Genomic DNA, 22,523 nt, shown 5'->3' on the forward strand with positions numbered 1-22,523 from the left:
TTTGATTTTGTACGGCTTGCCGTTCAGCATACGCGGGAAAGTGGCCGAGTACGCTGCCAACCACCATGTTTGACACCGTCGCGGCCAACATCGCCTTGGTCCTGCTCTTCATTCTGATCGGTGGCTTCTTCGCCGCCGCCGAGATGGCGATGGTGTCCCTGAGGGACAGCCAGGTACGCCAGATCTCACAGCGGGGCCGCAGGGGCGAGCGTGTGGCCAAGCTCGCCCGCGATCCCAACCGTTTCCTGTCCGCCGTGCAGATCGGCGTGACGGTGGCCACCATGCTGTCGGCCGCGTTCGGCGCCGACCGGCTGGCCGCCCAGCTCGTGCCCGTGCTCGAAGCGTGGCGGGTGCCCGAGGCCGTCGCCCCCGTCATGTCGCTCGTGCTGGTGACCCTGGCCATCTCGTACGTGTCGCTCGTGCTGGGGGAGCTGGCCCCCAAGCGGCTGGCGCTGCAGCGGGCCGAAGGGCTGTCGTTGTACGTGGCGCCGTTCCTCGACCGGCTCGCCGCCCTGTCGCGCCCGATCATCTGGGCGCTGTCCAAGTCCACCGACGGCGTGGTCCGGCTGCTCGGGGGCAACCCGAAGGCCGACAGGGAGGAGGTCACCACCGAGGAACTACGCGAGATGGTGGTCGGCCACACCGACCTGACCGCAGACGAGCGCAAGCTGATCGCGGAGGTGTTCGCCGCGGGCAAGCGGCAGCTCAGGGAGGTGATGTTGCCGCGTACGGAGGTGGAGTTCATGGAGGCGGACACGCCGCTGGACGATGCCGCCCGCCTGGCCGCCACGCTCCCGCACTCGCGCTTCCCCGTCTACCGCGAGTCGTACGACGAGGTGGTCGGGTTCGTGCACGTGCGTGACCTGCTCGACCCCGAGCTGGCCGGGCGGAGCGAGCCGATCAGCGCGGTCGTGCCGATCAGGGCGGCCAAGTTCGTGCCCGCGTCCAAGCGGCTGCTCACCACGCTCAACGAGATGCGCGCGGAGGGTCAGCACCTGGCCATCGTGGTGGACGAGTACGGCGGCACGGCGGGCATCGTCACCCTGGAGGACCTGGTCGAGGAGCTGATCGGGGACATCAGGGACGAATATGACGTGGAGGAGGACGTCGTGGTCCTGCCCGCGGGCGAGATCGAGATCGACGGGCTGACAAACCTCAACGACTTCGCCACCGAGACCGGCATCCGGCTGCCGGACGGTCCCTACGAGACGCTCGCCGGGTTCGTCATGGCCATGCTGGGGCACGTGCCCGTCGTCGGGGAGAGGGTCGAGGTCCTAGGCTTCGAGATGACCGTCACCGAGCTCGACGGCCGCCGTATCGCCAGGGTGCGCGTGAAACGCCGTCCGGTCGTCGAGTCGCCGCCCGACCAGGATTCCTGACACAATTGCCTGCTATGGCCAGACCTCGTGTACTCTCCGGCATCCAGCCCACAGCGGACTCCTTCCACCTGGGCAACTACCTGGGTGCGGTCCGCCAGTGGGTCACCTTGCAGGAGACCCACGACGCGTTCTACTGCGTGGTCGATCTCCACGCGATCACCGTGCCGACCGAGCCCGACGCGCTGCGCCGCCGCAGCCGCGTGGCCGCCGCGCAACTGTTCGCCGCCGGCCTCGATCCCGAGCGGTCGACCATCTTCGTGCAGTCGCACGTGCGCGAGCACAGCGAGCTCGCCTGGATCCTCAACTGCCTCACCGGGATGGGCGAGGCGGCCAGGATGACCCAGTTCAAGGACAAGTCCGCCAAGTTCGGGGAGAGCGCCGCCAGCGTCGGCCTGTTCACCTACCCGATCCTGCAGGCGGCCGACATCCTGCTCTACCAGGCCAACCGGGTCCCGGTGGGCGCCGACCAGAAGCAGCATCTCGAGCTCACCCGCGACCTGGGCGGGCGTTTCAACCACCGCTACGGCGAGACGTTCACGCTGCCGGAGCCGCACATCCTGAAGGAGGTCGAGAAGATCACCGACCTGCAGGAGCCGACGGCGAAGATGTCCAAGTCGTCCTCCAGCCCGGCCGGCATCCTCGACGTCCTGGAGCAGCCCGGCCCGCTGCGCAAGAAGGTCATGCGCGCGGTGACCGACACCGGCTCGGAGGTGCTCTTCGACGAGGAGAACAAACCGGGCATCAGCAACCTGCTCCGCATCCAGTCGGCGCTGACCGGCACGTCCATCCCCGACCTGGTGGCCCGCTACGAAGGGCAGGGCTACGGCACCTTCAAGAAGGACGTGGCGGAGGTGGTCGTGGAGGCGTTCTCCCCGATCAGGGAGCGCACGGAGAAGTTGTTGTCCGACGAGAAAGAGCTCGACCGGATGCTCGCGATCGGCGCCGAGCGCGCGTCGGCGGTGGCCAGGGAGACGATGGCTCAGGTCCGCGACCGGGTCGGCTTCCTGCCCACGCCGTAGGGGCGGCTCCACGACGCGACAGGCCCGCCGCGGCTGACTCGCGTGATCAGCCGCGCCGCACGACCCGGTGCACCCGCAGCAGCGCCCGCAGGGCGGCCAGGCTCGGCCGGGTGAACCGGGTCTCGCCGCGGACGGCCGTCCAGCCGGAGGCGTCGCGGTCGAAATCCCAGCCGGGAAATTCGCGCATCGCCTCCTGGAGCAGCTTTTCCATGACGAGATCGGCAGTCGGCGCTGAGGTCATGAACGCAGAGTGGCATCCGGACGCCGCACGGTGACGAACTGGGGCGAAGGATCTCCCAGTTCGCATGGACCGAACGCAGAGTTCGTTCCTCAGATCAGGATTCCGTGCCGCTCGGCCAGGAAACGGACCTCCGGCGCCCACGAGGGCCGCGCCCGCCGTGCCAGAGCCCGGACCATCTCTCTCAGCAGCGGCTTGTGGTCGAGCTCCTCGGGGCTCTCCCGCTCAAGACGCAGCAGGTGGAGCAGGCTGGCGGCGTCGTCGCCGAGGTCCTCGCAGGCGCGGGCCACGTGGCCGAGGTGGGTGGTCCGCCGCTCGATGGACGGCGTGCGGCGCAGGTCGATGTCATCGGCGATGCTCAGCACGGCGTCGGGGCGGCCGGCGTCGTTCTCGATGCTGGCCATGTGGATGGCGACGTTGGTGGGCCCGAAGAAGGCCAGGTCGTAGCCGTCCGAGCTCTCGTGGACCCGCTCGGCGAGCTGCGTGGCGGGACCGCGCAGCCGTTCCCTAGCCTCGTCGTCGTCGCCCGAGCGGGCGGCGCCGACGGCGGCGAGCAGGTGCAGCGCGCCGAGCGCCTTCCTGTGGCGCTCGTCGCCGTCGGCGACGTGGGGTTCGAGCACTTCGAGGGCCCGCCGGGCGACGTCGTACGCGATCTGGTGCATGTCGTCGGACAACATCGACTGCCCCAGGCTCCAGTACGCCCACGCCGTCATCAGCGGATCGGCCGACTCCTCGGCGAAACGCAGGGCCCGGTCGGCGGCGAGGTGGGCGAGGTCCACCCGGCCCAGATGTTTGAGCACGCCTCTGGCCAGCAGGTAGGCGTCGGCCGCGACGCCGTAGGAGGCCGGGGTGCGTTCGAGCGCGAGGTTCTCGGCGTCGGAGACCAGCGAGGGCAGGGCCGCCATGAGGATCGAGTAGCGGTGGGTCGAGGTGAACCAGGCGTTGCGGGCCGCCGCCACACGTTCCGCGAGCTGCGCGGCGTCGGGTGGTTCGAGGTCGGGGGTCAGCGTGCGGCAGGTGAACAGGGCACGTTCGATGTCGCGGATCTGCGGGCGGCTGGGCTCGTGGGAGTCGCGCGGCGTCTCTCCTAAAAGGACCGTGGTGCGTACGCCGAGCACTTTGGCGATCTCCCGCAGGAGGGGGAGAGACGGGGTGCGTTTGCCGTGTTCGATCAGCTCGATGTGCCTGGTGGTGCAGCCGGACTGGGTCGCCAGCGCGGTGGTGCTCATGCCCCTTCGTTCGCGCTGGAGCCTGACCATCTGCCCGGTGCTGATTTCGGCCATGGGCGTGGCGCCTCCTGGGTCGGTCCTAACTGCACAGGCTAGGGCTCACGAAGATCGCCTGTCCTGGATTCGGCCCTGCTCAGGGGGCATCGGGCGCGGTGGCGGCTCACCCGCTGGGGGGCTCCGGGTCAGCGGAAGCGGCGGCGGCCCATGCGGGACATGACCTCGCGCAGGTCGTCGGCCGCCGTCCGCACGGCCTCTTCTGGGACCCCGGCGGCAACCTCGGTGTAGGCCCGTGCCGACGCCTCCAGCGCGGCGGCCGCCATCCGCCGGCCCTTGTCCGTCAGCTGCACCCAGCGGCTTCGCGCGTCACCCGGGTTGGCCTCACGCTCCACGTATCCGGCCGCCGCCAGCCGCTGGAGCACGTTGCTGATGCCTCCCGACGTGAGGAACAGCGCCCTGGACAGCTCGCTCGGCTTCATCCTGTGCGACGGCGGGGCCGCCCGGTTGAGCGCGGCCAGCACGTCGAACTCGGCGTAGGTCAGCCCCAGGTCGGCCAGCTCGGCCTTGACCGCCTGCTCGAACAGCAGGTTGAGACGCGAGACTCGCTTGCCCAGCTCCAGCGCGGCGATGAGCGACGCCGGCATGCCCGTCTCTTTCCAGCGCGCGGCCATCGCGTCGACCTCGTCGGGTTCCACGCCATCGAGGATACCTGCGGCTCGATTGCTTTCTCAAAAGCTTTTAGTTAAGCTTTCGGGCATGACAACCACAACTCTGATCAAGAACGGCGTCGTCATCGACACCGAGCCGGAGCCCGTCGTGCTGGGCCGGGCGGACGTGCGGATCGAGCGCGGCACGATCGCGGAGGTCGGCCCCGGCCTGGCCGACGTCCGCGGAGCCGAGGTGATCGACGCGACCGGCACGATCGTGTTGCCGGGATTCGTCGACACCCACCGCCACACCTGGCAGGCGGCCGTCAGGGCGGTGGCGCCCGACACCACGTTCCCTGGCTACGTGACGCGGATCCTGGACGAGATCGCCCCCCGCTACCGCCCACAGGACATGTACGCGGGCACCCTGGCCGGCGCTCTGGAGTGCCTGGACGCCGGCATCACCACGCTGCTTGACTGGAACCACGCCCAGTTCACCCCCAGCCACACCGACGCGGCCGTGCGGGCGCTGCGCGACTCCGGCATCAGGGCGGTGTTCGGCTACGCCCATGGCGGGGAGCCCGGCGACCTGCGCGGCGAGACCCGCCGGGTGCACGAGGAGCTGTCCGCCACCCCGGGCCTGATTACGATGGTCATCGCCGCGCTCGGGCCGGAGATCGCCGGCGAGGAGCGCGCGCTCGAGGAGTGGCAGGTGGCGGCGGAGCTCGGCCTGCCGGTCACCGCGCACCTCGGCGGGCACGGCGCGGACAGCGCCGCGCGAGGGCTGGCGTTCCTGGAGGCGAACGGGCTGCTCACCACCCCCACCACCTTCATACACGCGCTGGACTACACCGACGAGCAGTTCAAGCGCATCGCCGCCGCCGGCGGCAGCGTCTCGGTCTCGCCGGTCGACGAGATGAACCTGGGGCTCGGCTACCCGATCACCGGGCGGGCCAGGGCGGCGGGGATCCCGGCCGGGCTCAGCGCCGACACCGTGGTGTGTTCGCCGGGCGACATGTTCGGCCAGATGCGCACCGCCCACCTCCTCGAACGCGGCCGCCCCGACGGTGCCGGGCTCGGCTTCACCACCCGCGACGCGCTGCGCATGGCCACCATCGAGGGTGCGCAGGTGGCCGGGCTCGGCGACGTCGTCGGGTCGCTGCGGCCGGGCAAGCAGGCCGACCTGGTGCTGGTGCGCACCGACACACCCGGCATGGCGGCGGCGCAGGACCCGATCGGCGCGATCGTGCTCAACGCCGACACCGCCTCCGTCGACACGGTGCTGGTCGCGGGGCGTGCGGTCAAGCGAGATGGGCAGTTGCTCCACCACGACCTGGCGACGGTCCTCACGTCCCTGATCGAAACGGCGGGCACGGTCGTGAGAGCCTGATCGTCTCCCCTGGGGTCTGGAATGAGGGTGAGATGGTGAGTCTGGCGGAGCGGATCGCGCCGGTGAAGGCCTGGGGCCGGCGCAAGGTGGACGACTGGCGGGTCCGCCGGCCGTCGATCGACCACCTCATCAGTGCGGTGCGGCGTTACCAGCTCCAGTCGGGCGACCGGCTGGCCGGCGCGGTCACCTACTTCGCGTTCCTGTCCTTCTTCCCGCTCCTCGCGCTGTCGTACGCGGTGCTCGGGTTCGTGGTGGCGACCAGCGACGCCACCCGCGACGCGCTGCAGCGGGCGATCGCCGAGCGGCTGCCGGGTCTCGCCTCCCAGCTCGACCTCGAGGGCATCGCCCAGGCCAAGGAGACCGCCGGGATCATCGGGCTGCTCGGTCTCCTCTACGCCGGGCTCGGGGCGCTCGACGCGTTGCGCGAGGCGTTGCGCGAGATGTCGATGACGACCGCGCCGCCGCTCGGCTTCGTCGCCGGCAAGCTGCGCGACCTCGCCTCGCTCGTCATCGTCGGGGCGACGATGATCATTTCCGTGCTGGTGGCCGGGTTCGCCACCACGGCCACGGACAAGGTGCTGCACGTGCTCTTCGGCGGCGCGTCCATGCTGGTGACGCTCGGTCTCAGGATCGCGGGAGTGGCGGCGAGCGTGGGCGCCGACTGGTTGCTGTTCGTGATCCTGCTCGGGTGGGTGGCCAAGGCCCGGCTGCCGTTCCGGGCGATCGCCAAGGGCGCGCTGCTCGGCGCCATCGGGTTCGGGGTGCTCAAGCAGGCGGCGACCCTGCTGCTCGGGCACACGCTGAGCAACCCCGTCTACGGCGCGTTCACCGTCGTCGTCGGCCTTCTGGTCTGGATCAACTTCTCGGCCAGGCTCGTGTTGTTCGTCGCCGCGTGGACGTCGACGGCGGGGTTCAGCCCGCCGCCGGCCCCGTCGCCGGTGCCTGCGCCGGGGACGTCGTCAAAGCCGTGACCTGCCGCGCTTGCGGCGGATCCCGTACGCGAGCCAGATGAGGCCGAACAGCAGCCCGCCGCCGATCACGAGCGCCCCCATGGTCCTGGTGGAGTCGGTCTGCTTCGAGCCGGCCCTGTCCAGCAGCGCCGGCTGGGCGGCGGGCGTGACGGACGTGGAGGCCTGCGGCTGGGCCGCGGCCTGCGGATCGGGGAGCGGATCGACGAGCTTCCCGACCGGTGTCGCCTTGCCGCGCACCGAGAAGCCCCAGTCGAGCAGCTTGGCCACTTCGTCCCAGAAGAAGCCCTCGTGCCGCATGATGCTCACCACGATCGTGTGGCCGCCACGGGTGGCCGCGCCGACGAAGCTGGCCTTGGCCTTCGAGGTCCAGCCGTTCTTGACGCCGATCATGCCCTGGTAACGCCAGAGTAGCTTGTTGTGGTTGCTGATCTGGTAGTGCTTGCCCTTGGGTGCTGGGAAGTTCGCGGTCTTCGTGCTGATGTAGCGCTTGAAGTCGGGGTTGGCCAGTCCGGCGCGGGCGATCAACGCCAGGTCGTAGGCCGAGCTGCTCTGCCCCGGCTTGTCCAGGCCGCTGGGCGTCTTGGCCACCGTGTCGTTCGCCTGCAGCCGCTTGGCCTCGGCGTTCATGTCACGCATGGTCTTGTCCAGGCCGCCGTTCGTCTCGGCCAGGGCCATGGCGGCGTCGTTGCCCGACGACATCATCAGGCCCTTGAACAGGTCCTCGACCTTGTACTTCGCCTTGACCGACAGGCCGACCGCGCTGCCCTCCTGGTTGCAGGCGTTGCGGCTCGGCCGGATCTGGCGGTTCCTGTCGAGCTTGGGGATGAGCGTGAGCGCGGTGAGCGCCTTGAGCGTGCTGGCCGGCAGGTAACGCCCGTGGGCGTTCTTCGCCGCGAGCACCTGCCCCGTGCCGACGTCCGCGATGACGTACGACGTAGCCTTGCTCTTGGGAGGCTTCTTGACGCCATCGGGCGACACCAGGCCATGGCTGCCCAGCGCCTCGCCGCCGACCGGTGTCGTCGGTGCGGCGTACGCGGTCCCGCTGGTGAGCGAGACTGAGGCGATGAATGCCGTAATTGGCACGATTTTCGTCCACATGGCGGTCTCAGCGTAGCTCCGTGTGAATGCCCATGTGGCGACACATCCCCCGGAGATCCACCTTCGATACTAGAGAGATGGGCATGTCACGAAAGATCGCCGGATTCCTCATCGTCGTCGGCGCATTCATGATCTTCGAGTGGGTGAACCTGGGGTTTAACTTGGCCGACGGCCATCCGACCAGCTTCTACGTGGTGCACGGCATCCTCGTCGTGGTGAACGTCGTGCTCGCCGTCATCCTGGCGGTCATCGGCTGGCGCGGCCTGCGCGCCGGCCGGGGGCGCGGCGCAGGTGGCGGCTCGCCCTCGGTCACGGGCCGCAGTAGAGACGCCGGGTGAGCGCGTGCAGCTCGTCGGCCTCCTCCCGTGAGTTCCCGATCGAGGTGAAGCCCAGCTTGCCGTGCTCGGGAACGGCGCCGAGCAGGTGGAAGACGTTCCCGGTACGCCGCTCGGGGTCGAACCCGACCCCGAGCCGCTCGGCGGTCCTGACGATCTCGCCGGGGGTGCGCCCGCGCAGGCATGCTGAAGCGCAATTGTCGGTCGCGGTGTAGAACTTCGGCTGATTTCCTGACATGAGGAGACCGGTGGCCTGATCGTACGTGGCCCCGGTCGTCAGCATGGCGGCGCCGAACGGATGCGTGGTGCCGCCGATCCGCAGGTTGATCTCGCACAGCAGCGCCGCGTACCCGGCGTCGGCCTTGAGCGCGAAGAAGTCCATCCCGAACACGCCCACCACGCCCCGCTCGGCCAGGGCGCGGGCGATCAGGCCGGCCGACGCGCCCACCTCGGAGCGGTACTCCTCCGCCGCCGGGAACGTGCAGCCCTGGTAGACCTGGCCGCTGTCACCGCCGAGGATCTGGTCGTGCGTGGCCAGCACGCGCGCGTCCCCGCCCGGCGTGATGCAGGCCAGGGCGCTCGGGTAGTAGAGCGGCCGGTGCTCGATGTACTCCTCGACCACCGCGCCGCGCTCCTGGATCTTGGCGGTGTAGCTGGCCCAGGTCTCTCCCGCCGCGGAGAAGCGGGTCAGCGACCTGTCGGCCTTGTCGACGATCACGTTGCCGAGCCCGGAGTAGCCGTCGTTCAGCTTGACGATCACCCGCTCGCCCGGCACCCCCTCCATCGCCTCCTCGATCTCGACCTCGGTGCGCAGGTCGCCGAAGCCGCGCGGCATCGGCACGCCCGCCTCATGTCCCACCTCGCGGGCGCCGGTCTTGGAGCCGTAATAGGAAAGGGACGTGGCCGGACCGTAGAGGGGCACGTTGAGTGACGAGGCGAGCTCCTCCTCCAGCTCGCTCAGGACGAACGGCACCAGCCAGGCGTCACCGTCGATCGCCGATCGCAGTTGCTCCATCACGTCGGGACGGGAGAGCAGGCTCCTGGTCAACGGCTGAGACCAGGGGTCGTCGAGGGTGATCAGGGTGAGGCGCTTGGCGGCGTCGTCAGGGTCGGGGAGAAAGTCGAAGTAATAGTCGATGATGTCGGGATCGATGGGGGCGGAGGAGAGGTAGATCACCTTGACCCCAGGCTCCCGCAGTGTGAGCAGCAGGAAGAGCAGGCGCTCCTCGTACGACCTGACTCCCGTGATGCGGCGGAGCTCGTCCTGTGGAAGCGAGAGCGAGGGCACGACCACCAGGGTCCCCTCGACCGGCTCGAAGATGCTCAACCCAGCATACTTCTCCCCGAACGGGATATTAGTGATCATATAGCGAGTGAAGCACGCATTCTTCTCATAGACAGCCATCGTCGAAGTGTGATGACCATGACGGAAGGTGACAGGATTCGGAATCGCTGACCACGTTTGGAACTGGCGACAACGGGTCACCATCTACTGATCCCTTGTGACTATTTCGGGATCACGCAACCCCTAACGTAACGTGACCCACCCCAGGTTACGGGCATGCCATCGGCTAACTTTTGGGGTATCTGTCGCCGAGAGGCCGTGCGGGAGCGATAAAGTCGAAGCATCGCCATCGGGCTCACGGCCGACCGCTGTGCTCCCGGGCCGCGGCGGCACTCGCGACTGACGAACGCAAGCCCGTGCTGACGATCTCGCGCACCTGACACCAGCGGGTGTGTTTTTTGCTTCGCTGAGCGGCCGCCCGATCCGGGCGCCCTGCGGGGATGGACGAGTTTTCACAGCGCAACAGCTGCGTTGCCCGAGACGTTCGGGGCAGTGCGGCATTGGGACGGGACGGTGACATATGCGGGGACGTGAGCTTCGGGGGGAACTCGACGCGTTCCTGGCGGAGAGCGAGCAGGATCTCGTGGCGTTCCGCCGCGACCTCCACATGCACCCTGAGCTGGCCTTCGCCGAATACCGCACGACACAGCGCATCGCCGAACGGCTCACGGCCGCCGGTCTGGCCCCTTCGGTGTTGCCCCGCGGCACCGGCCTGATCTGCGACGTGGGCAGCGGCGACGGCCCGACCATCGCGTTGCGCGCCGACATCGACGCGCTGCCGCTGCAGGACGAGAAGGACGTCCCCTACCACTCGACCGTGGCCGGGGTCTGCCACGCCTGCGGCCACGACGTGCACACCACGATCCTGCTCGGCACCTCGCTCTTCCTCGCCCAGCAGGCCGCCGCCGGCCTGCTGCCCGGCCGCGTACGCCTGATCTTCCAGCCCGCCGAGGAGCTGCCGGGCGGCGCGCTCGAGATCATGGCCCACGGCGGCATCAGCGGCGTCGACCGCATCTTCGGCCTCCACTGTGACCCGCGCGTCGACGTCGGCCAGATCGGGCTCAGGAACGGCCCGATCACCTCCGCCTGCGACAAGCTGGCCGTCAAGGTCTCTGGCCCCGGCGGTCACACCGCCCGCCCCCACCTGACCGCCGACCTCGTGTTCGCCCTGGCCAAGATCCTCACCGAGCTGCCCGCCGCGCTGTCGCGCCGCGTCGATCCGCGCTCGTCCCTCAGCCTCGTCTGGGGCAAGGTCGAGGCCGGCTCGGCCGCCAACGCGATCCCCGACGACGGCGTCGCCGAGGGCACGGTCCGCTGCCTCGACGAGAACGCCTGGCACGCCGCCCCTGACCTGATCAAGTCGCTGCTGGAGTCGGTGGCCGGCGCCTACGGCGTCGAGGCCACGATGGACTACACGCGCGGCGTGCCGCCGGTGGTCAACGACGAGGTCAGCGTCGAGATGCTGACCGAGGCCGCCGAGCGCGCGCTGGGCGCGGGCGCGGTCGTCCCGACGCAGCAGTCGCTCGGTGGCGAGGACTTCGCCTGGTATCTCGAGTCGATCCCCGGCGCGTTCGCCCGCCTCGGCACGCGCTCGCCCGACGGCTTCACCTACGACATCCACCAGGGCACGTTCGACGTCGACGAGGAGGCGATCTCGATGGGCGTGCGGGTGATGGCCACCACCGCGCTGACCGCGCTGTGGGAGGTCGGCCCGCTCGACTCGATCACCTCCGCCCTGGCGTGAACCTGGGGTGACGGCCCGCCGCAGGCGCGGCGGGCCTTCCCATCACATCAGCCGGCCCCACACCACGGGCAGCCGGAGGGACGAGCGTCCCGGCGTGACCGTGATCCTGGTGCCCGGCGGATAACGCAGGGTGTAGTCGACGTCGGTCGAGATGATCACCAGGCCCAGCCGGTGCCCCTTCTTGAATACGTAGTCGGTCGGCTGGAAGTCCCAGGTGAAGCCATACTCCTTGCCGGGCCGCAGCGGCTCGGTCCGGTCCGGGCGGTGCCGGTTGCGCACGTCCAGCCAGCCCCGGGTGACGATCTTGTACGGGGTCACGGCGGTGCCGAGCCTCCTCAGCGTCGTGCAGCCCGAGTCGTCGGGGACGCTCTCGCCGTAGCAGTAGCTCTGGCCGGTCGAGACGAGGGTGCCGTTCGGGCGCTCGTCCGCGCCGTAGTCCACCAGCAACGCCGTCAGGTACGGAGACGCGCCGTCCTTCAGCGAGGCCCGCACCGTGACCGTGGGCGTGCCGGAGATCCGCACGTCGGCGGGGAGCGGGCCGGTCGTGTACGCCAGCCGGTTCGCATCGGGCCCCGTGGCCTCCACGAGTTGCTCGGCCGTCCTGGACTTCTGGTCGGTGAACGACTCCTTGCGCGACAGCGGGTGCGGCAGCAGGCCCAGCTTCGCTCCCGGGCCCAGCCAGAGCGGCACCGTGGCCGTCCCCGGCAGCGGCCACGAGGCGTGCTGGGCCCACTGGCCGGACGCGCTCTCCACGTCCGCCTGCGGCTCGCGCATGATGCCGGAGTCGATGCCGTGCAGCCAGTGGTCGAACCAGCCGTGCAGCTGCCGCAGCCACTCGGCGGTACGCAGATTGAAGGGACTCATGTGGGTGCCCTGGTGCAGCCAGATCTTGCGCGGCACGTCCCGCTTGGCCAGGGCGTACCACCACTGCGCGAACTGCTTGGTCTTGACGTTCCAGTCGTTGAGCCCGTGCACCAGGAAGACGCTGGCCCTGACCTTGCCGACGTCGTTCATGTAGTTGCGAGCGTCCCAGAGCGGGCTGTAGTCGCCGGTGATCCGGTCCTGCTCGGCGGTGAGCCGGTCCATCAGCGCGCCGCAGACCTCCTGGCCGTTCTCCCTGGTCAGTACGTATTTCGAGAGCACGTCCAGGTCTTCGCCCTGGAATCCGCCGGGTGCCAGGACGCCGCCGTTGGCGCGGTAGTAGTCGTACCAGCTGGAGATCGCGGCGATCGGGACGATCGTCTCCAGCCCCTTGACGCCGGTCGCGGCGACCGCGTTCGGCAGCGTGCCGTTGTACGAGACGCCGATCATGCCGACCTTGCCCGTGGACCAGGTGGCCTCGACGGGCTTGCCGTCGGCGTCGAAGCCCTTGGCGCGGCCGTTCAGCCAGTCGATCGCGGCCTTGGGCCCGGCCGTCTCGTTGCGGTCTCCGGAGGTCGGGCAGCCGGTGGCGCGTCCGCTGCCGAGGTTCTCCACCAGCGCGATGGCGTAGCCGCGGGGGACGAAGTAGTTGTCGTAGTAGCCGTCGAAGGGCTGGGGCACCGTCTTGGCCGCGTCGGCCCGCAGGCCGGGCAGCGGGTCGCCGTTCTCGTCGACGTCCACGGGGTGGTTGGAGACGTCGTTGCCGCCGGCGTAGTAGGGGCTGGCCTCCATGATCACGGGGACTTTCAGGCCCTCGTCGGTCTCCTTGGGCCGAAGGATGTCCACGGCGACGCGGTCCGGCTTGCCGTCGTTGTCGCTGTCGATCCCCTCGACCTCGACGAACACGGTCTGCGCGATGGCGTCCGCCCTGGAGAAGATCGGCTGGGTGGCGTTGTCGTCGATCTTGATGGCGGGGGTGGCGGCTGTGGCGGGCGGGGTGCCGGTCAAGGTCGCGACGAGTAACGCGACCAGGGGTACGAACAAGACCTTGCAAGGATGCATACGGTGCTCCGATAGGAAATTTCCGCCGTCGCTGGGAATGTCCGCCATGATCTGCTTGGGGGCAAGGGTGATCGAGACCCGAACTTGAGCAAAAGTTTTCCCGGACCTGACGCCCGCTTCAGGTCACGGACGCGCTTGATGTCGATAACGGAGCGGTTGCGACCCTGTGTGCTGGTTTGGTGTGCCCTGGTCAACCAACTATCTTCCGTGCAGGTGCCGTACGCTCCTTGACGCGCGCGACGAACTCGCAGCGGAGGAAGTCGGCGGGAAATGGAAGGAGTCGCCTTGCTCGGCAAGCGATTCAGCAGGATGGCGGTCGGCACGGTGGCCGGCGTCATGCTCATGGCAGCGGCCGCCTGCGGCGGCGACACTGGTGGGGGCACCACGGCGAGCCAGGCTCCGGCCGGCGAGTCCGAGGGCGCGCTCAAGGTCGGGCTCGCCTTCGACATCGGCGGGCGCGGCGACAAGTCGTTCAACGACGCGGCGTACGCGGGCCTGGAGCAGGCCAAGACGGAGCTCAACGCCGAGATCAAGGAGCTGAGCCCGGCCTCCGACGGCTCCAACCGAGGCGACCTGCTGCGCCAGCTGGCCGACGCCGGCTACAACCCCATCATCGGCGTCGGCTTCGCCTACGGCGAGGACATCAAGAAGACCGCGGAGGAATACCCCGACATCCAGTTCGCGGTCGTCGACTCCGCCTCCAACGCGCCCAACGTGACCGGCCTGCTGTTCGCCGAGGAGCAGGGCTCCTACCTGGCGGGTGTCGCGGCCGCGACCAAGGCGGAGAGCGGCCACGTCGGCTTCGTCGGCGGCGTCGAGAACGACCTGATCAAGAAGTTCGAGGCGGGCTTCGATGCCGGCGTGAAGTCGGTCAAGGCGGACGCCAAGATCGACGTGAAATACCTGACCCCTGACGGCGACTTCTCCGGGTTCAAGGCCCCCGACAAGGGCAAGGTCGCGGCCGAGAAGATGTTCCAGGACGGCGCCGACATCGTCTACCACGCCGCCGGCGACTCCGGTCTCGGCGTGTTCCAGGCGGCTGCCGCGGCCAAGAAGAAGGCCATCGGCGTCGACTCCGACCAGCGCCAGACGGTCAAGGAGAGCAACCTCCAGTCGGTCATCATGACCTCGATGCTCAAGCGCGTCGACGTCGGCGTGTTCGAGTTCATCAAGGCATTCCAGGGCGGAGCCAAGGGCGGCACCAACATCACCTACGACCTCAAGGTCGACGGCGTCGGTCTGGCCACCACCGGCGGCGAGATCGACGACATCAAGGACGAGCTCGACGCGGCCAAAAAGGACATCGTCGAGGGCAAGATCACGGTCCCGTCCAAGCCGTAATCAGAATCATGACCGACGCGAGGGCCCGGAGTCCGCAACTTCGGGCCTTCGCCTATGCCGCCCTGCTTCTAGGAGAGGCGAAGTGAGCGAGCACCGACCAACGATCTGGGAGCGGTGAGCACATGAGCGCGGACACCCTCGGCACGGCGAGACCCGCCGTCGAGCTTGAGGGCATCACCAAGCGCTTCCCCGGCGTCGTCGCCAACCATGACATCCGCATCTCGGTCCGGCAGGGCACGGTGCACGCCATCGTCGGGGAGAACGGCGCCGGCAAGTCGACGCTGATGAAGATCCTTTACGGCATGCAGAAGCCGGACGAGGGCACGATCAAGGTCGGCGGCAAGGACGTCGGCTTCCGCTCGCCGAGCGACGCCATCGCCGCCGGCATCGGCATGGTCCACCAGCACTTCATGCTGGCCGACAACTTCACCGTGCTGGAGAACATCGTCCTCGGCGCCGAGCCGACGAAAGGCGGCAGGCTCGACGTCGGCGCGGCCACGAAGCGCATCACCGAGCTGGCCGCCGCCCACGGCCTGCGCGTCGATCCCGGCAAGCTGGTGGAGGACCTCGGCGTCGGCGACCGCCAGCGCGTGGAGATCCTCAAGGTCCTCTACCGCGGCGCCCGCATCCTCATCCTCGACGAGCCGACCGCCGTGCTCGTCCCGCAGGAGGTCGACGAGCTCTTCCAGAACCTGCGCGAGCTCACGGCCGAGGGCCTGACGGTCATCTTCATCTCCCACAAGCTCGACGAGGTGCTCGACATCGCCGACGAGATCACCGTGATCCGGCGCGGCACCACCGTCGCGAGCGTCGATCCGAACGAGGTGACCGCCCGGCAACTCGCCGAGCTGATGGTGGGCAGCGAGCTGCCCACACCCGAGACGCGCGAGTCCACGGTGACCGACACGGTGATGCTGAAGGTGTCGCACCTCACCATGGAGGCCGACGGCCACCGCGCCGTGCCCAAGGGCATGACGGTCGAGCGCTACGTCGACCTGCTGCGCGAGGAGGGCAGGCGGCTGCTCCTCGACGACGTGTCGTTCGAGATCCACGAGGGCGAGATCCTCGGCCTGGCCGGCGTCGAAGGCAACGGCCAGAGCGAGCTGATCGAGGCGATCATGGGCATCCGCCCGGCGCACGGCGGCATCGCGCTGGGCGGGCAGGACCTCAGCGGCTGGTCCACGCTGAGACGCCGGGAGGCCGGCATCGGCTACATCCCGGAAGACCGCCATCGCCAGGGCCTGCTGCTGGAGGCGTCGCTGTGGGAGAACCGCGTGCTCGGCCACCAGACCAGGAGACCCGCGCGCAGCGGCATCTGGGTCAACCGGCGGGCCTCCAAGGCCGACACCTGGCGCATCGTCGAGGACTACGACGTACGCACGCCCGGCGTCGACACGCTGGCCCTGGCGCTGTCCGGCGGCAACCAGCAGAAGCTGATCGTGGGCCGCGAGATGAGCGGCGAGCCCTCGTTCCTCATCGCCGCCCATCCCACCCGGGGCGTGGACGTCGGAGCCCAGGCCGCGATCTGGGACCACCTGCGCGACGCCCGGGCAGCCGGGCTGGCCGTGCTGCTCATCTCCGCCGACCTCGACGAGCTGATCGGCCTGTCCGACTGCATCCAGGTGATCTACCGTGGCCGCCTCGTGGCCGCACTCGACCCGTCCGACATCACGCCCGAGCGGCTGGGCGGCTACATGACCGGCGCGATCGCCGGCACTGAGGAGTCGTGATGCCCGCGGGGCTCAACCGGGCGCTGTTCACCGTCGCCGGCGCCGCCGTCGCCATCGTCCTGGCGGTCGCGATCTGCAGTGTCGCCATCATCGCCGCGGGAGCCGACCCGCTCACCGCGTTCGCCGCCTTCTTCGACTTCGGCGCGAGCGCCCGGTCGCAGTCGAACGGCATCGCGGCCTTCCTCAACCGCGCGGTGCCGCTGTTCATCGCCGGTCTCGCGGTGGCGGTGGGCTTCCGCATGAACCTCTTCAACATCGGCGTGGAAGGCCAGTATCGTCTGGCGGCCATCTGCGCGGCATATGTGGGCTCGACGTTCACGGCGCCCAAGCCGATCCAGATCGCGGTGATCATCCTGGTCGCCGCGACCGTCGGCGGCCTCTACGCGCTCATCCCCGCGGTCATGAAGGTGACCAGGGGCGTGAACGAGGTCATCGCCACGATCATGCTGAACTACATCGCGATCAACCTGACCTCCTACCTCGTGCGCGGCCCGTTCGCGGGGCAGCGTGCCGAGGGCGAGCTCACCACGACGACGCCGGACCTCCCCGAGTCGGCCATGTTCCCCAACCTCAACTTCTTCTTCGACTGGTTCGGCATGCTCCCCCCCACCCGGGGCGGCGGAGTGTGGGGATTCCTGCTCGTGGCGGTCGTGCTCGGCCTGGTGGTCTGGGTGGTGCTCGAACGCACCAGGTTCGGCTTCGACGTCAAGGCCAGCGGGCTCAACGGTCCGGCCGCGCTCGCCTCCGGCGTCAACCCCAAGACGATGGTGATCGCGGCGATGGTCATGTCGGGCGCGATCGCCGGGCTCATCGGCCTGCCCGAGATCCTCGGCGACCGAGGCGCCTTCAACTCCAACTTCACCGCCGGGCTCGGCTTCCTCGGCATCGCGGTGGCGCTGCTCGGCAGGAACAAGCCCGTGGGCATCGCGATCGCCGCGCTGCTGTTCGCGTTCCTCGACCGGGCGCAGGGCGCGCTGCAGATCGCGGAGGTGCCGCCGTCCGTCATCACGATCATCCAGGGCGTGATCGTGCTGCTGGTCGTCGTGGCCAACGAGGTGACCAACCGCCTCGCGCTCAGACTCGAAGAACGCAGGGCCGCCCGGCAGCTCGGCGGGAACTCTCCGGTTGAGGTGGGAGCATGACCAGGGTCGGGAAATACCACGTGGCGCTCGTCGGCGTCGCCGTGCTCCTCCTGCTGCTGTCGCTGGTCCGGGTCGTGTCGGGCTACAACGACATCACCTCGTCCGGCACGTTCGCCGCCGCGCTGCTGCTCGCGGTGCCGATCGGCCTGGCCGGGCTGGGCGGGCTGTGGGCCGAGCGGGCCGGCGTGGTCAACATCGGCCTAGAGGGCATGATGGTGCTCGGCACCTGGTTCGCCGGCTGGGCCGGATACCAGTGGGGCGCCGTGGCCGCGCTGGTCGCGGGCCTGCTCGGCGGCGCGCTCGGCGGCCTGCTGCACGCCATCGCCACCGTGACGTTCGGCGTCGACCACATCATCAGCGGCGTCGCCATCAACCTGCTCGGCCCCGGCGTCACCCGCTTCCTGTCGGAGGTGCTCTACAAGGAGGGCACCCAGGCGGCGGAGGCGGGCGCGGGCATCACCACCTCGCCGGCCATCACCTCGCCGCCGGCGCGGGTCAGCCTGCCGCTGCTGTCGGACGGGCCCGACCTGCTCGGACGGCTGGAGAGCACCCACTGGTTCCTGCTGTCCGACCTCGCGGGCATCCTGCGCGGGCTCACCCACAATGTCAACGTGCTGGTGGTCCTGGCCGTCCTCCTGCTGCCGCTGACGTTCTTCGTGCTCTGGCGCACGGCCTTCGGCCTGCGGCTGCGCTCGGCGGGCGAGAACCCGTGGGCGGCCGAGTCGCTCGGCGTGAACGTCTACCTGATCAAGTACGTCGCCGTCGTCATCTCCGGCGCGTTCGCCGGGCTCGGCGGCGTGTTCCTCGTCTTCGTCTCCACCAAGTACGTGGAGGGGCAGACGGCGGGTCGCGGCTTCATCGGCCTGGCCGCCATGATCTTCGGCAACTGGCGCCCCGGCGGGCTCGCGGGCGGTGCCGCGCTGTTCGGCTACGCCGACGGCCTGCAACTGCGCAGTTCGGGGGCGGTCACCTCGTTCTTCCTCTTCGGCGCCGTGCTGCTGCTCATCTACCTCGGCCAGCAGGCCCGCCGCCTGCTGGCGTCGGGCGACCCGGCCGAGATGGTGACCAGAGGCGCCAGGCAGTACACGATGATGGCCGCCGCCGCCGCGGGTATGGTCGTGCTGTTCTGGCTCTGGCTGGCCGTCGACCAGTTGCCGAACGAGTTCGTCTTCATCACACCGCACGTGCTCACGCTGATCGTGTTGCTGGTCGCCTCGCAGCGGCTGCGCATGCCCAAGGCCGACGGCGTGAGCTACCGCAGGGGGGATCAACATTGAGCATCGACTGGGAGACCCTGCGCGCCAGGGCCGCCGAGGCCATGCGCAACGCGTACGCACCGTACTCCAAGTTCCCTGTGGGGGCGGCGGCGCTGGTCGACGACGGCCGGGTGGTCACCGGCTGCAACGTCGAGAACGCCTCCTACGGCGTCGGCCTGTGCGCCGAGTGCGGCCTGGTGTCGGCGCTGCACCACTCGGGCGGCGGCCGGCTGGTGGCCTTCACCTGCGTCGACGGCCATGGCGAGCTGCTGATGCCGTGCGGGCGCTGCCGCCAGCTCCTCTACGAGTTCGGCGGCGACGACCTGCTGGTCGAGACCGTCGACGGGCCGAAGCCGATGGGTGAGATCCTGCCGTACGCGTTCGGCCCGCAGGACCTCAGCCGGAGCTCGTGATGGACACGATCGAGGTCATCCGCGCCAAGCGCGACGGCGGCGAGCTGACCACCGCACAGATCGACTGGGTGGTCGACGCCTACACGAGCGGCGGCGTGGCCGACGAGCAGATGTCCGCGCTGGCCATGGCGATCCTGCTGAACGGAATGGACCGGCGCGAGATCGCCGCCTGGACCCGGGCGATGATCCGTTCGGGCGAGCGCATGGACTGGACCGCACTCGACCGCCCCACCGCCGACAAACACTCGACCGGCGGGGTCGGCGACAAGATCACGCTGCCGCTGGCGCCGCTCGTGGCGGCGTGCGGGGCGTACGTGCCGCAGTTGTCCGGCCGCGGCCTCGGCCACACCGGCGGCACGCTCGACAAGCTCGAGTCGATTCCCGGCTGGCGCGCCTCGCTCTCCAACGACGAGATGTTGCACGTCCTGCGCGAGGCCGGGGCGGTCGTCTGCGCCGCGGGCTCGGGCCTCGCGCCCGCCGACAAGAAGCTGTATGCCCTGCGCGACGTCACCGGCACCGTGGAGTCCATCCCGCTGATCGCCTCCTCGATCATGTCGAAGAAGATCGCCGAGGGCACCGGCTCGCTCGTCCTCGACGTGAAGGTCGGCTCAGGGGCCTTCATGAAGACCACGGAGACGGCGAGGGAACTGGCCGAGACCATGGTCGCGCTCGGCACGGACGCGGGCGTGCGCACGGTCGCGCTGCTGACGGCCATGGATCGGCCGCTCGGGCTGGCCGTGGGCAACGCCCTGGAGGTCGAGGAGGCCGTCGAGGTCCTGGCCGGCGGAGGGCCCGCCGACGTGGTGGAGCTGACGGTCCGCCTGGCGCGGGAGATGCTGGCCGCCGCGGGGGTGACCGGCAAGGACCCGGCGAAGGCGCTGGCCGACGGCTCGGCGATGGACGCCTGGCGTCGCATGATCGCCGCCCAGGGTGGCGACCCCGACGCCCCGCTGCCCAGGGCGGCCGAGACGGCCACGGTGGAGGCGCCGGCGTCGGGCGTGCTGACCCGGCTCGACGCGTACGCCGTCGGGCTGGCCGCCTGGCGGCTCGGCGCAGGGAGGGCACGCAAGGAGGACCCGGTGTCCGCGGGGGCGGGCGTCACGCTGCACGCCAAGCCCGGTGACCCGGTGCGCGAGGGGCAGCCGCTGCTGACCCTGCACGCGGACGAGACGGCCCGCTTCGAACGGGCGCTGGAGGCGCTGGACGGCGGCTACGCGGTGGGCCCTGCCGACGTGGAGCGGCCGCCACTGGTCATCGAACGCGTCACCGCTACGTGACCACGACCCCGCCGGGGGGCGACGGGGCGGGGGCGTCGGCGAAGACCTGGAGCAGGACGGCGCGCTGCGTGGGGAGGGCCTCGGCGTGCCGGGCGCGCCCCGCGTCGGTGATGCACACGTAGACGCCCCGGCGGTCGGCGTCGCACACGCCACGCGAGACCAGCTCGGCCTTCTCCAGCCGCGCCACCACCCGTGACAGGGCGCTCTGGCTCAGGTGGACTCCGTCGCAGAGCTCCTGGATGCGCAGTTTCTTGTCGTGGTGGACGATCCGGTCGAGCACCTCGAACTCGCTGGGACCCAGGCCGTGCCGGTCGCCCAGCTCGCGCTCCAGGGCGCACATGGCCTTGGCGTGCTTGGCCAGGACGTAGTGCCAGGTGTCGACCACGAACTCCTCGTCCATGTCGCGGAGGGTACCACTTCGGTGCATGCATTTGCATACGTTCTTCCGGGTGGTCGCCCGCCCGGCTCCGTCTCGGGACGTGCCTGTGCCGGGACGTGTCCGGGCCGGGGTGGCGGGCGCCATGGCGCGCAAGACGGCCCGGCCGTGAAGGGCCCCGCGCGATGCGGGCCCTTTGCGTGTTTCGCCCGGCCGCAGGCCCGAGAGAGCGGCGCGGTCTGCGGAAACGCGGCTTGCGGCGAGGCGGGGCTGGGCATCTACCGGGCATGCGCTCGCCATCCCCGCCCGGCCGCCGGTCGTCGCGCTCGCGCGCCCTGGCCTGGCTGGCCTCGCTGGCCTGTCTCGCCGCGCTCACCGCCTGCGGCCCGGCCCAGCAGACCGCCCTGCCCGGATCGCCGGGCCCGACCAGGTCGTCCGCCACGGCCCGCGACACTCCTGGCCGCAACGTCCCGACGAGCACCGCCGAGGTGGACGTCCGGCGCGACGGCATCGAGCCCGCCATCGTGACGGGCGTACGGTACGCCGGGCACAGGACGTACGACCGCGTGGTCATCGACCTCGACGGCAAGATACCCGGCTACAACGTGCGATGGGTGGACACGTTCGTGGAGGACGGCTCCGGCAGGCCGATCGAGATCCGCGGTGGCGCGTACCTCCTCGTCACGCTCTTCCCCGCCAACGCCCACGACGAGGACGGCACGCCCACGTGGGAGGGCGGCCCGATCTACCACGCGAAACTGCGCAACCTCACCGACGTCGTCAGGACGGGCGACTTCGAGGGCCGCGTCGGCATCGGCCTGGTGCTGGACAGGCGGGCCGCGTTCCAGATCCAGGAGCAGGGCGCACCCAGCCGCCTGATCATCGACGTGGCCCACTGACCGGCGACCCCGGGCACCGGCTGGCCCCGTTTACCGCACGAGGTTGTTCGATTGGGAGGCTGGTGGATGCGGCCACCAGGGACGAGAGCAAGCCCGTCGGGCGGCGTGGTGTCCGGCACATGGGTGGGGACATCATAACGGGGCTGGCAACGGCGACTCCGCCGGATTTGTTCAGTAGGAAATGCCCACTGCGAGTTTGTACTTCTGCGCGACGACCCCCGCCCGGCACAGTTCTCCGGCCAGTTTCTGAAGACTGGGGTCGTCGTCGAGGTCGTCCGTACGATACGTCGTGCCGATCAGGACGTCCAGCGTCGTCACGTACCATACGCGGTCCGGGGTCTTGACGGTCCAACTCCGCTCCTTGCTTGTCCAGGGCAGGAAGATGTCGTAACCATCCATGATCTGGTCGAACATGTCGTAGGTGCCGTCGCCCATTGACAACCGGTCGATCTGCGCCCGGGCCGCGGGCGCGGGCGTCTCGGTCGTGTACACCTCGGACCGGCCGTCGGCCAGTTTTCTCTTGCGGAACTCGACGCGCACGTCACCGTGCATGATCCCAAACGAGCGACGCATGTTGAGCGCCGCCTCGGCGAACGGCGTCCAATCCTCCAGCACCATGTCCCGGTCGTACTTGCTGCTGTATTCCTCGATTCCCCATGGAACTCCCATGGCGATCACCTTAGGGGCGACCGCCGACAGAACGGCGCGTGCCCGGACTGCCGAACCACCCACCAGCCGCGTACCCAACCTCACGGGACAGAACAGCTAGCCTGG

At 69.7% G+C, this 22,523-nt stretch carries 21 protein-coding genes; 13 read left to right on the top strand and 8 right to left on the bottom strand.

Features of this window, described 5'->3' with window-relative positions; translation table 11 throughout:
* Positions 1–65 precede the first annotated feature (65 nt).
* The gene (locus tag E1294_RS03670; RefSeq protein WP_132504434.1) at positions 66–1,379 is read left to right on the top strand and encodes a hemolysin family protein; all 1,314 of its coding nucleotides are present in this window, start codon (positions 66–68) and stop codon (positions 1,377–1,379) included.
* Between the two features lie 14 nt (positions 1,380–1,393).
* Entirely contained in the window at positions 1,394–2,398 is a 1,005-nt protein-coding gene (gene trpS / locus E1294_RS03675) for a tryptophan--tRNA ligase (RefSeq protein WP_181958451.1), read from the top strand.
* Positions 2,399–2,444: 46 nt separating this feature from the next.
* Here the strand turns inward: trpS and E1294_RS03680 are convergent, their stop codons facing one another.
* The 3 genes from E1294_RS03680 to E1294_RS03690 form a co-directional block, all read right to left on the bottom strand.
* Entirely contained in the window at positions 2,445–2,639 is a 195-nt protein-coding gene (locus tag E1294_RS03680) for a hypothetical protein (RefSeq protein ID WP_132504438.1), read from the bottom strand.
* Between the two features lie 89 nt (positions 2,640–2,728).
* Positions 2,729–3,919, bottom strand: coding sequence for a helix-turn-helix domain-containing protein (locus E1294_RS03685; RefSeq protein WP_132504440.1), 1,191 nt, complete (start codon positions 3,917–3,919; stop codon positions 2,729–2,731).
* A gap of 128 nt (positions 3,920–4,047) precedes the next feature.
* On the bottom strand, positions 4,048–4,557 hold the full coding sequence (locus tag E1294_RS03690) for a MarR family winged helix-turn-helix transcriptional regulator (RefSeq protein WP_132504442.1): 510 nt from the start codon (positions 4,555–4,557) through the stop codon (positions 4,048–4,050).
* A gap of 61 nt (positions 4,558–4,618) precedes the next feature.
* Between E1294_RS03690 and E1294_RS03695 the strand changes: the two genes are divergently transcribed.
* Positions 4,619–5,899, top strand: a complete 1,281-nt coding sequence (locus E1294_RS03695) for an amidohydrolase family protein (RefSeq protein ID WP_132504444.1) — start codon at positions 4,619–4,621, stop codon at positions 5,897–5,899.
* A 32-nt stretch (positions 5,900–5,931) separates the two neighbouring features.
* The gene (locus E1294_RS03700) at positions 5,932–6,870 is read left to right on the top strand and encodes a YihY/virulence factor BrkB family protein (RefSeq protein WP_132504445.1); all 939 of its coding nucleotides are present in this window, start codon (positions 5,932–5,934) and stop codon (positions 6,868–6,870) included.
* Here the strand turns inward: E1294_RS03700 and E1294_RS03705 are convergent.
* Complete coding sequence (locus E1294_RS03705; RefSeq protein ID WP_246082788.1) at positions 6,859–7,953, bottom strand: D-alanyl-D-alanine carboxypeptidase family protein; 1,095 nt, start codon at positions 7,951–7,953, stop codon at positions 6,859–6,861. The two genes, E1294_RS03700 and E1294_RS03705, sit on opposite strands and share 12 nt — an antisense overlap.
* A gap of 98 nt (positions 7,954–8,051) precedes the next feature.
* Here E1294_RS03705 and E1294_RS03710 point away from each other — a divergent pair, with 98 nt between their 5' ends.
* Positions 8,052–8,306, top strand: a complete 255-nt coding sequence (locus E1294_RS03710; RefSeq protein WP_246082789.1) for an SCO4848 family membrane protein — start codon at positions 8,052–8,054, stop codon at positions 8,304–8,306.
* Here the strand turns inward: E1294_RS03710 and E1294_RS03715 are convergent.
* The gene (locus tag E1294_RS03715) at positions 8,278–9,630 is read right to left on the bottom strand and encodes a peptide ligase PGM1-related protein (protein WP_132504451.1); all 1,353 of its coding nucleotides are present in this window, start codon (positions 9,628–9,630) and stop codon (positions 8,278–8,280) included. The genes E1294_RS03710 and E1294_RS03715 overlap by 29 nt on opposite strands.
* Positions 9,631–10,168: 538 nt before the next feature.
* On the opposite strand from E1294_RS03715, the gene E1294_RS03720 reads away from it, so the two are divergent.
* Entirely contained in the window at positions 10,169–11,392 is a 1,224-nt protein-coding gene (locus E1294_RS03720; RefSeq protein ID WP_132504453.1) for a M20 family metallopeptidase, read from the top strand.
* A gap of 42 nt (positions 11,393–11,434) precedes the next feature.
* Here E1294_RS03720 and E1294_RS03725 read toward each other — a convergent pair whose 3' ends face one another.
* Positions 11,435–13,297 (bottom strand): Xaa-Pro dipeptidyl-peptidase, encoded by a 1,863-nt coding sequence (locus E1294_RS03725; protein WP_246082790.1) that lies wholly within the window; start codon positions 13,295–13,297, stop codon positions 11,435–11,437.
* A 303-nt stretch (positions 13,298–13,600) separates the two neighbouring features.
* Between E1294_RS03725 and E1294_RS03730 the strand changes: the two genes are divergently transcribed.
* From E1294_RS03730 to E1294_RS03755, 6 genes are all read left to right on the top strand, one after another.
* The gene (locus E1294_RS03730) at positions 13,601–14,656 is read left to right on the top strand and encodes a BMP family lipoprotein (RefSeq protein WP_132504457.1); all 1,056 of its coding nucleotides are present in this window, start codon (positions 13,601–13,603) and stop codon (positions 14,654–14,656) included.
* Between the two features lie 122 nt (positions 14,657–14,778).
* Positions 14,779–16,386, top strand: a complete 1,608-nt coding sequence (locus tag E1294_RS03735; RefSeq protein WP_132504459.1) for an ABC transporter ATP-binding protein — start codon at positions 14,779–14,781, stop codon at positions 16,384–16,386.
* Positions 16,386–17,528 (top strand): ABC transporter permease, encoded by a 1,143-nt coding sequence (locus E1294_RS03740; RefSeq protein ID WP_132504461.1) that lies wholly within the window; start codon positions 16,386–16,388, stop codon positions 17,526–17,528. Before E1294_RS03735 ends, E1294_RS03740 begins: the two co-directional genes overlap by 1 nt.
* Positions 17,525–18,805 carry an ABC transporter permease gene (locus tag E1294_RS03745; RefSeq protein ID WP_132504463.1) on the top strand — a complete coding sequence of 427 codons (1,281 nt, stop codon included), beginning with the start codon at positions 17,525–17,527 and terminating at the stop codon, positions 18,803–18,805. Before E1294_RS03740 ends, E1294_RS03745 begins: the two co-directional genes overlap by 4 nt.
* Positions 18,802–19,197, top strand: coding sequence for a cytidine deaminase (locus E1294_RS03750; RefSeq protein ID WP_132504465.1), 396 nt, complete (start codon positions 18,802–18,804; stop codon positions 19,195–19,197). Before E1294_RS03745 ends, E1294_RS03750 begins: the two co-directional genes overlap by 4 nt.
* A complete protein-coding gene (locus E1294_RS03755; RefSeq protein ID WP_132504467.1) occupies positions 19,197–20,474 on the top strand; it encodes a thymidine phosphorylase in 1,278 nt (425 codons plus the stop codon). The genes E1294_RS03750 and E1294_RS03755 overlap by 1 nt, the downstream gene beginning before the upstream one ends.
* Here the strand turns inward: E1294_RS03755 and E1294_RS03760 are convergent.
* Positions 20,467–20,874 (bottom strand): MarR family winged helix-turn-helix transcriptional regulator, encoded by a 408-nt coding sequence (locus tag E1294_RS03760; protein WP_132504469.1) that lies wholly within the window; start codon positions 20,872–20,874, stop codon positions 20,467–20,469. The genes E1294_RS03755 and E1294_RS03760 overlap by 8 nt on opposite strands.
* A 263-nt stretch (positions 20,875–21,137) precedes the next feature.
* Here E1294_RS03760 and E1294_RS03765 point away from each other — a divergent pair, with 263 nt between their 5' ends.
* The gene (locus E1294_RS03765; protein ID WP_132504471.1) at positions 21,138–21,749 is read left to right on the top strand and encodes an AMIN-like domain-containing (lipo)protein; all 612 of its coding nucleotides are present in this window, start codon (positions 21,138–21,140) and stop codon (positions 21,747–21,749) included.
* 171 nt (positions 21,750–21,920) lie between these two features.
* Here E1294_RS03765 and E1294_RS03770 read toward each other — a convergent pair whose 3' ends face one another.
* On the bottom strand, positions 21,921–22,502 hold the full coding sequence (locus E1294_RS03770; RefSeq protein ID WP_132504473.1) for a hypothetical protein: 582 nt from the start codon (positions 22,500–22,502) through the stop codon (positions 21,921–21,923).
* Positions 22,503–22,523: the final 21 nt, after the last annotated feature.

It is taken from the genome of Nonomuraea diastatica (assembly GCF_004349015.1).
In the GTDB taxonomy this organism is placed as follows: Bacteria; Actinomycetota; Actinomycetes; order Streptosporangiales; family Streptosporangiaceae; genus Nonomuraea; species Nonomuraea diastatica.

Coding starts and splice junctions, on each gene's coding strand:
- E1294_RS03670 (WP_132504434.1), top strand. CDS start 66: ATGTTTGACACCGTCGCGGCCAACATCGCCTTGGTCCTGCTCTTCATT.
- trpS (WP_181958451.1), top strand. CDS start 1,394: ATGGCCAGACCTCGTGTACTCTCCGGCATCCAGCCCACAGCGGACTCC.
- E1294_RS03680 (WP_132504438.1), bottom strand. CDS start 2,639: ATGACCTCAGCGCCGACTGCCGATCTCGTCATGGAAAAGCTGCTCCAG.
- E1294_RS03685 (WP_132504440.1), bottom strand. CDS start 3,919: ATGGCCGAAATCAGCACCGGGCAGATGGTCAGGCTCCAGCGCGAACGA.
- E1294_RS03695 (WP_132504444.1), top strand. CDS start 4,619: ATGACAACCACAACTCTGATCAAGAACGGCGTCGTCATCGACACCGAG.
- E1294_RS03700 (WP_132504445.1), top strand. CDS start 5,932: ATGGTGAGTCTGGCGGAGCGGATCGCGCCGGTGAAGGCCTGGGGCCGG.
- E1294_RS03710 (WP_246082789.1), top strand. CDS start 8,052: ATGTCACGAAAGATCGCCGGATTCCTCATCGTCGTCGGCGCATTCATG.
- E1294_RS03720 (WP_132504453.1), top strand. CDS start 10,169: ATGCGGGGACGTGAGCTTCGGGGGGAACTCGACGCGTTCCTGGCGGAG.
- E1294_RS03735 (WP_132504459.1), top strand. CDS start 14,779: ATGAGCGCGGACACCCTCGGCACGGCGAGACCCGCCGTCGAGCTTGAG.
- E1294_RS03740 (WP_132504461.1), top strand. CDS start 16,386: ATGCCCGCGGGGCTCAACCGGGCGCTGTTCACCGTCGCCGGCGCCGCC.
- E1294_RS03745 (WP_132504463.1), top strand. CDS start 17,525: ATGACCAGGGTCGGGAAATACCACGTGGCGCTCGTCGGCGTCGCCGTG.
- E1294_RS03755 (WP_132504467.1), top strand. CDS start 19,197: ATGGACACGATCGAGGTCATCCGCGCCAAGCGCGACGGCGGCGAGCTG.
- E1294_RS03760 (WP_132504469.1), bottom strand. CDS start 20,874: ATGGACGAGGAGTTCGTGGTCGACACCTGGCACTACGTCCTGGCCAAG.
- E1294_RS03765 (WP_132504471.1), top strand. CDS start 21,138: ATGCGCTCGCCATCCCCGCCCGGCCGCCGGTCGTCGCGCTCGCGCGCC.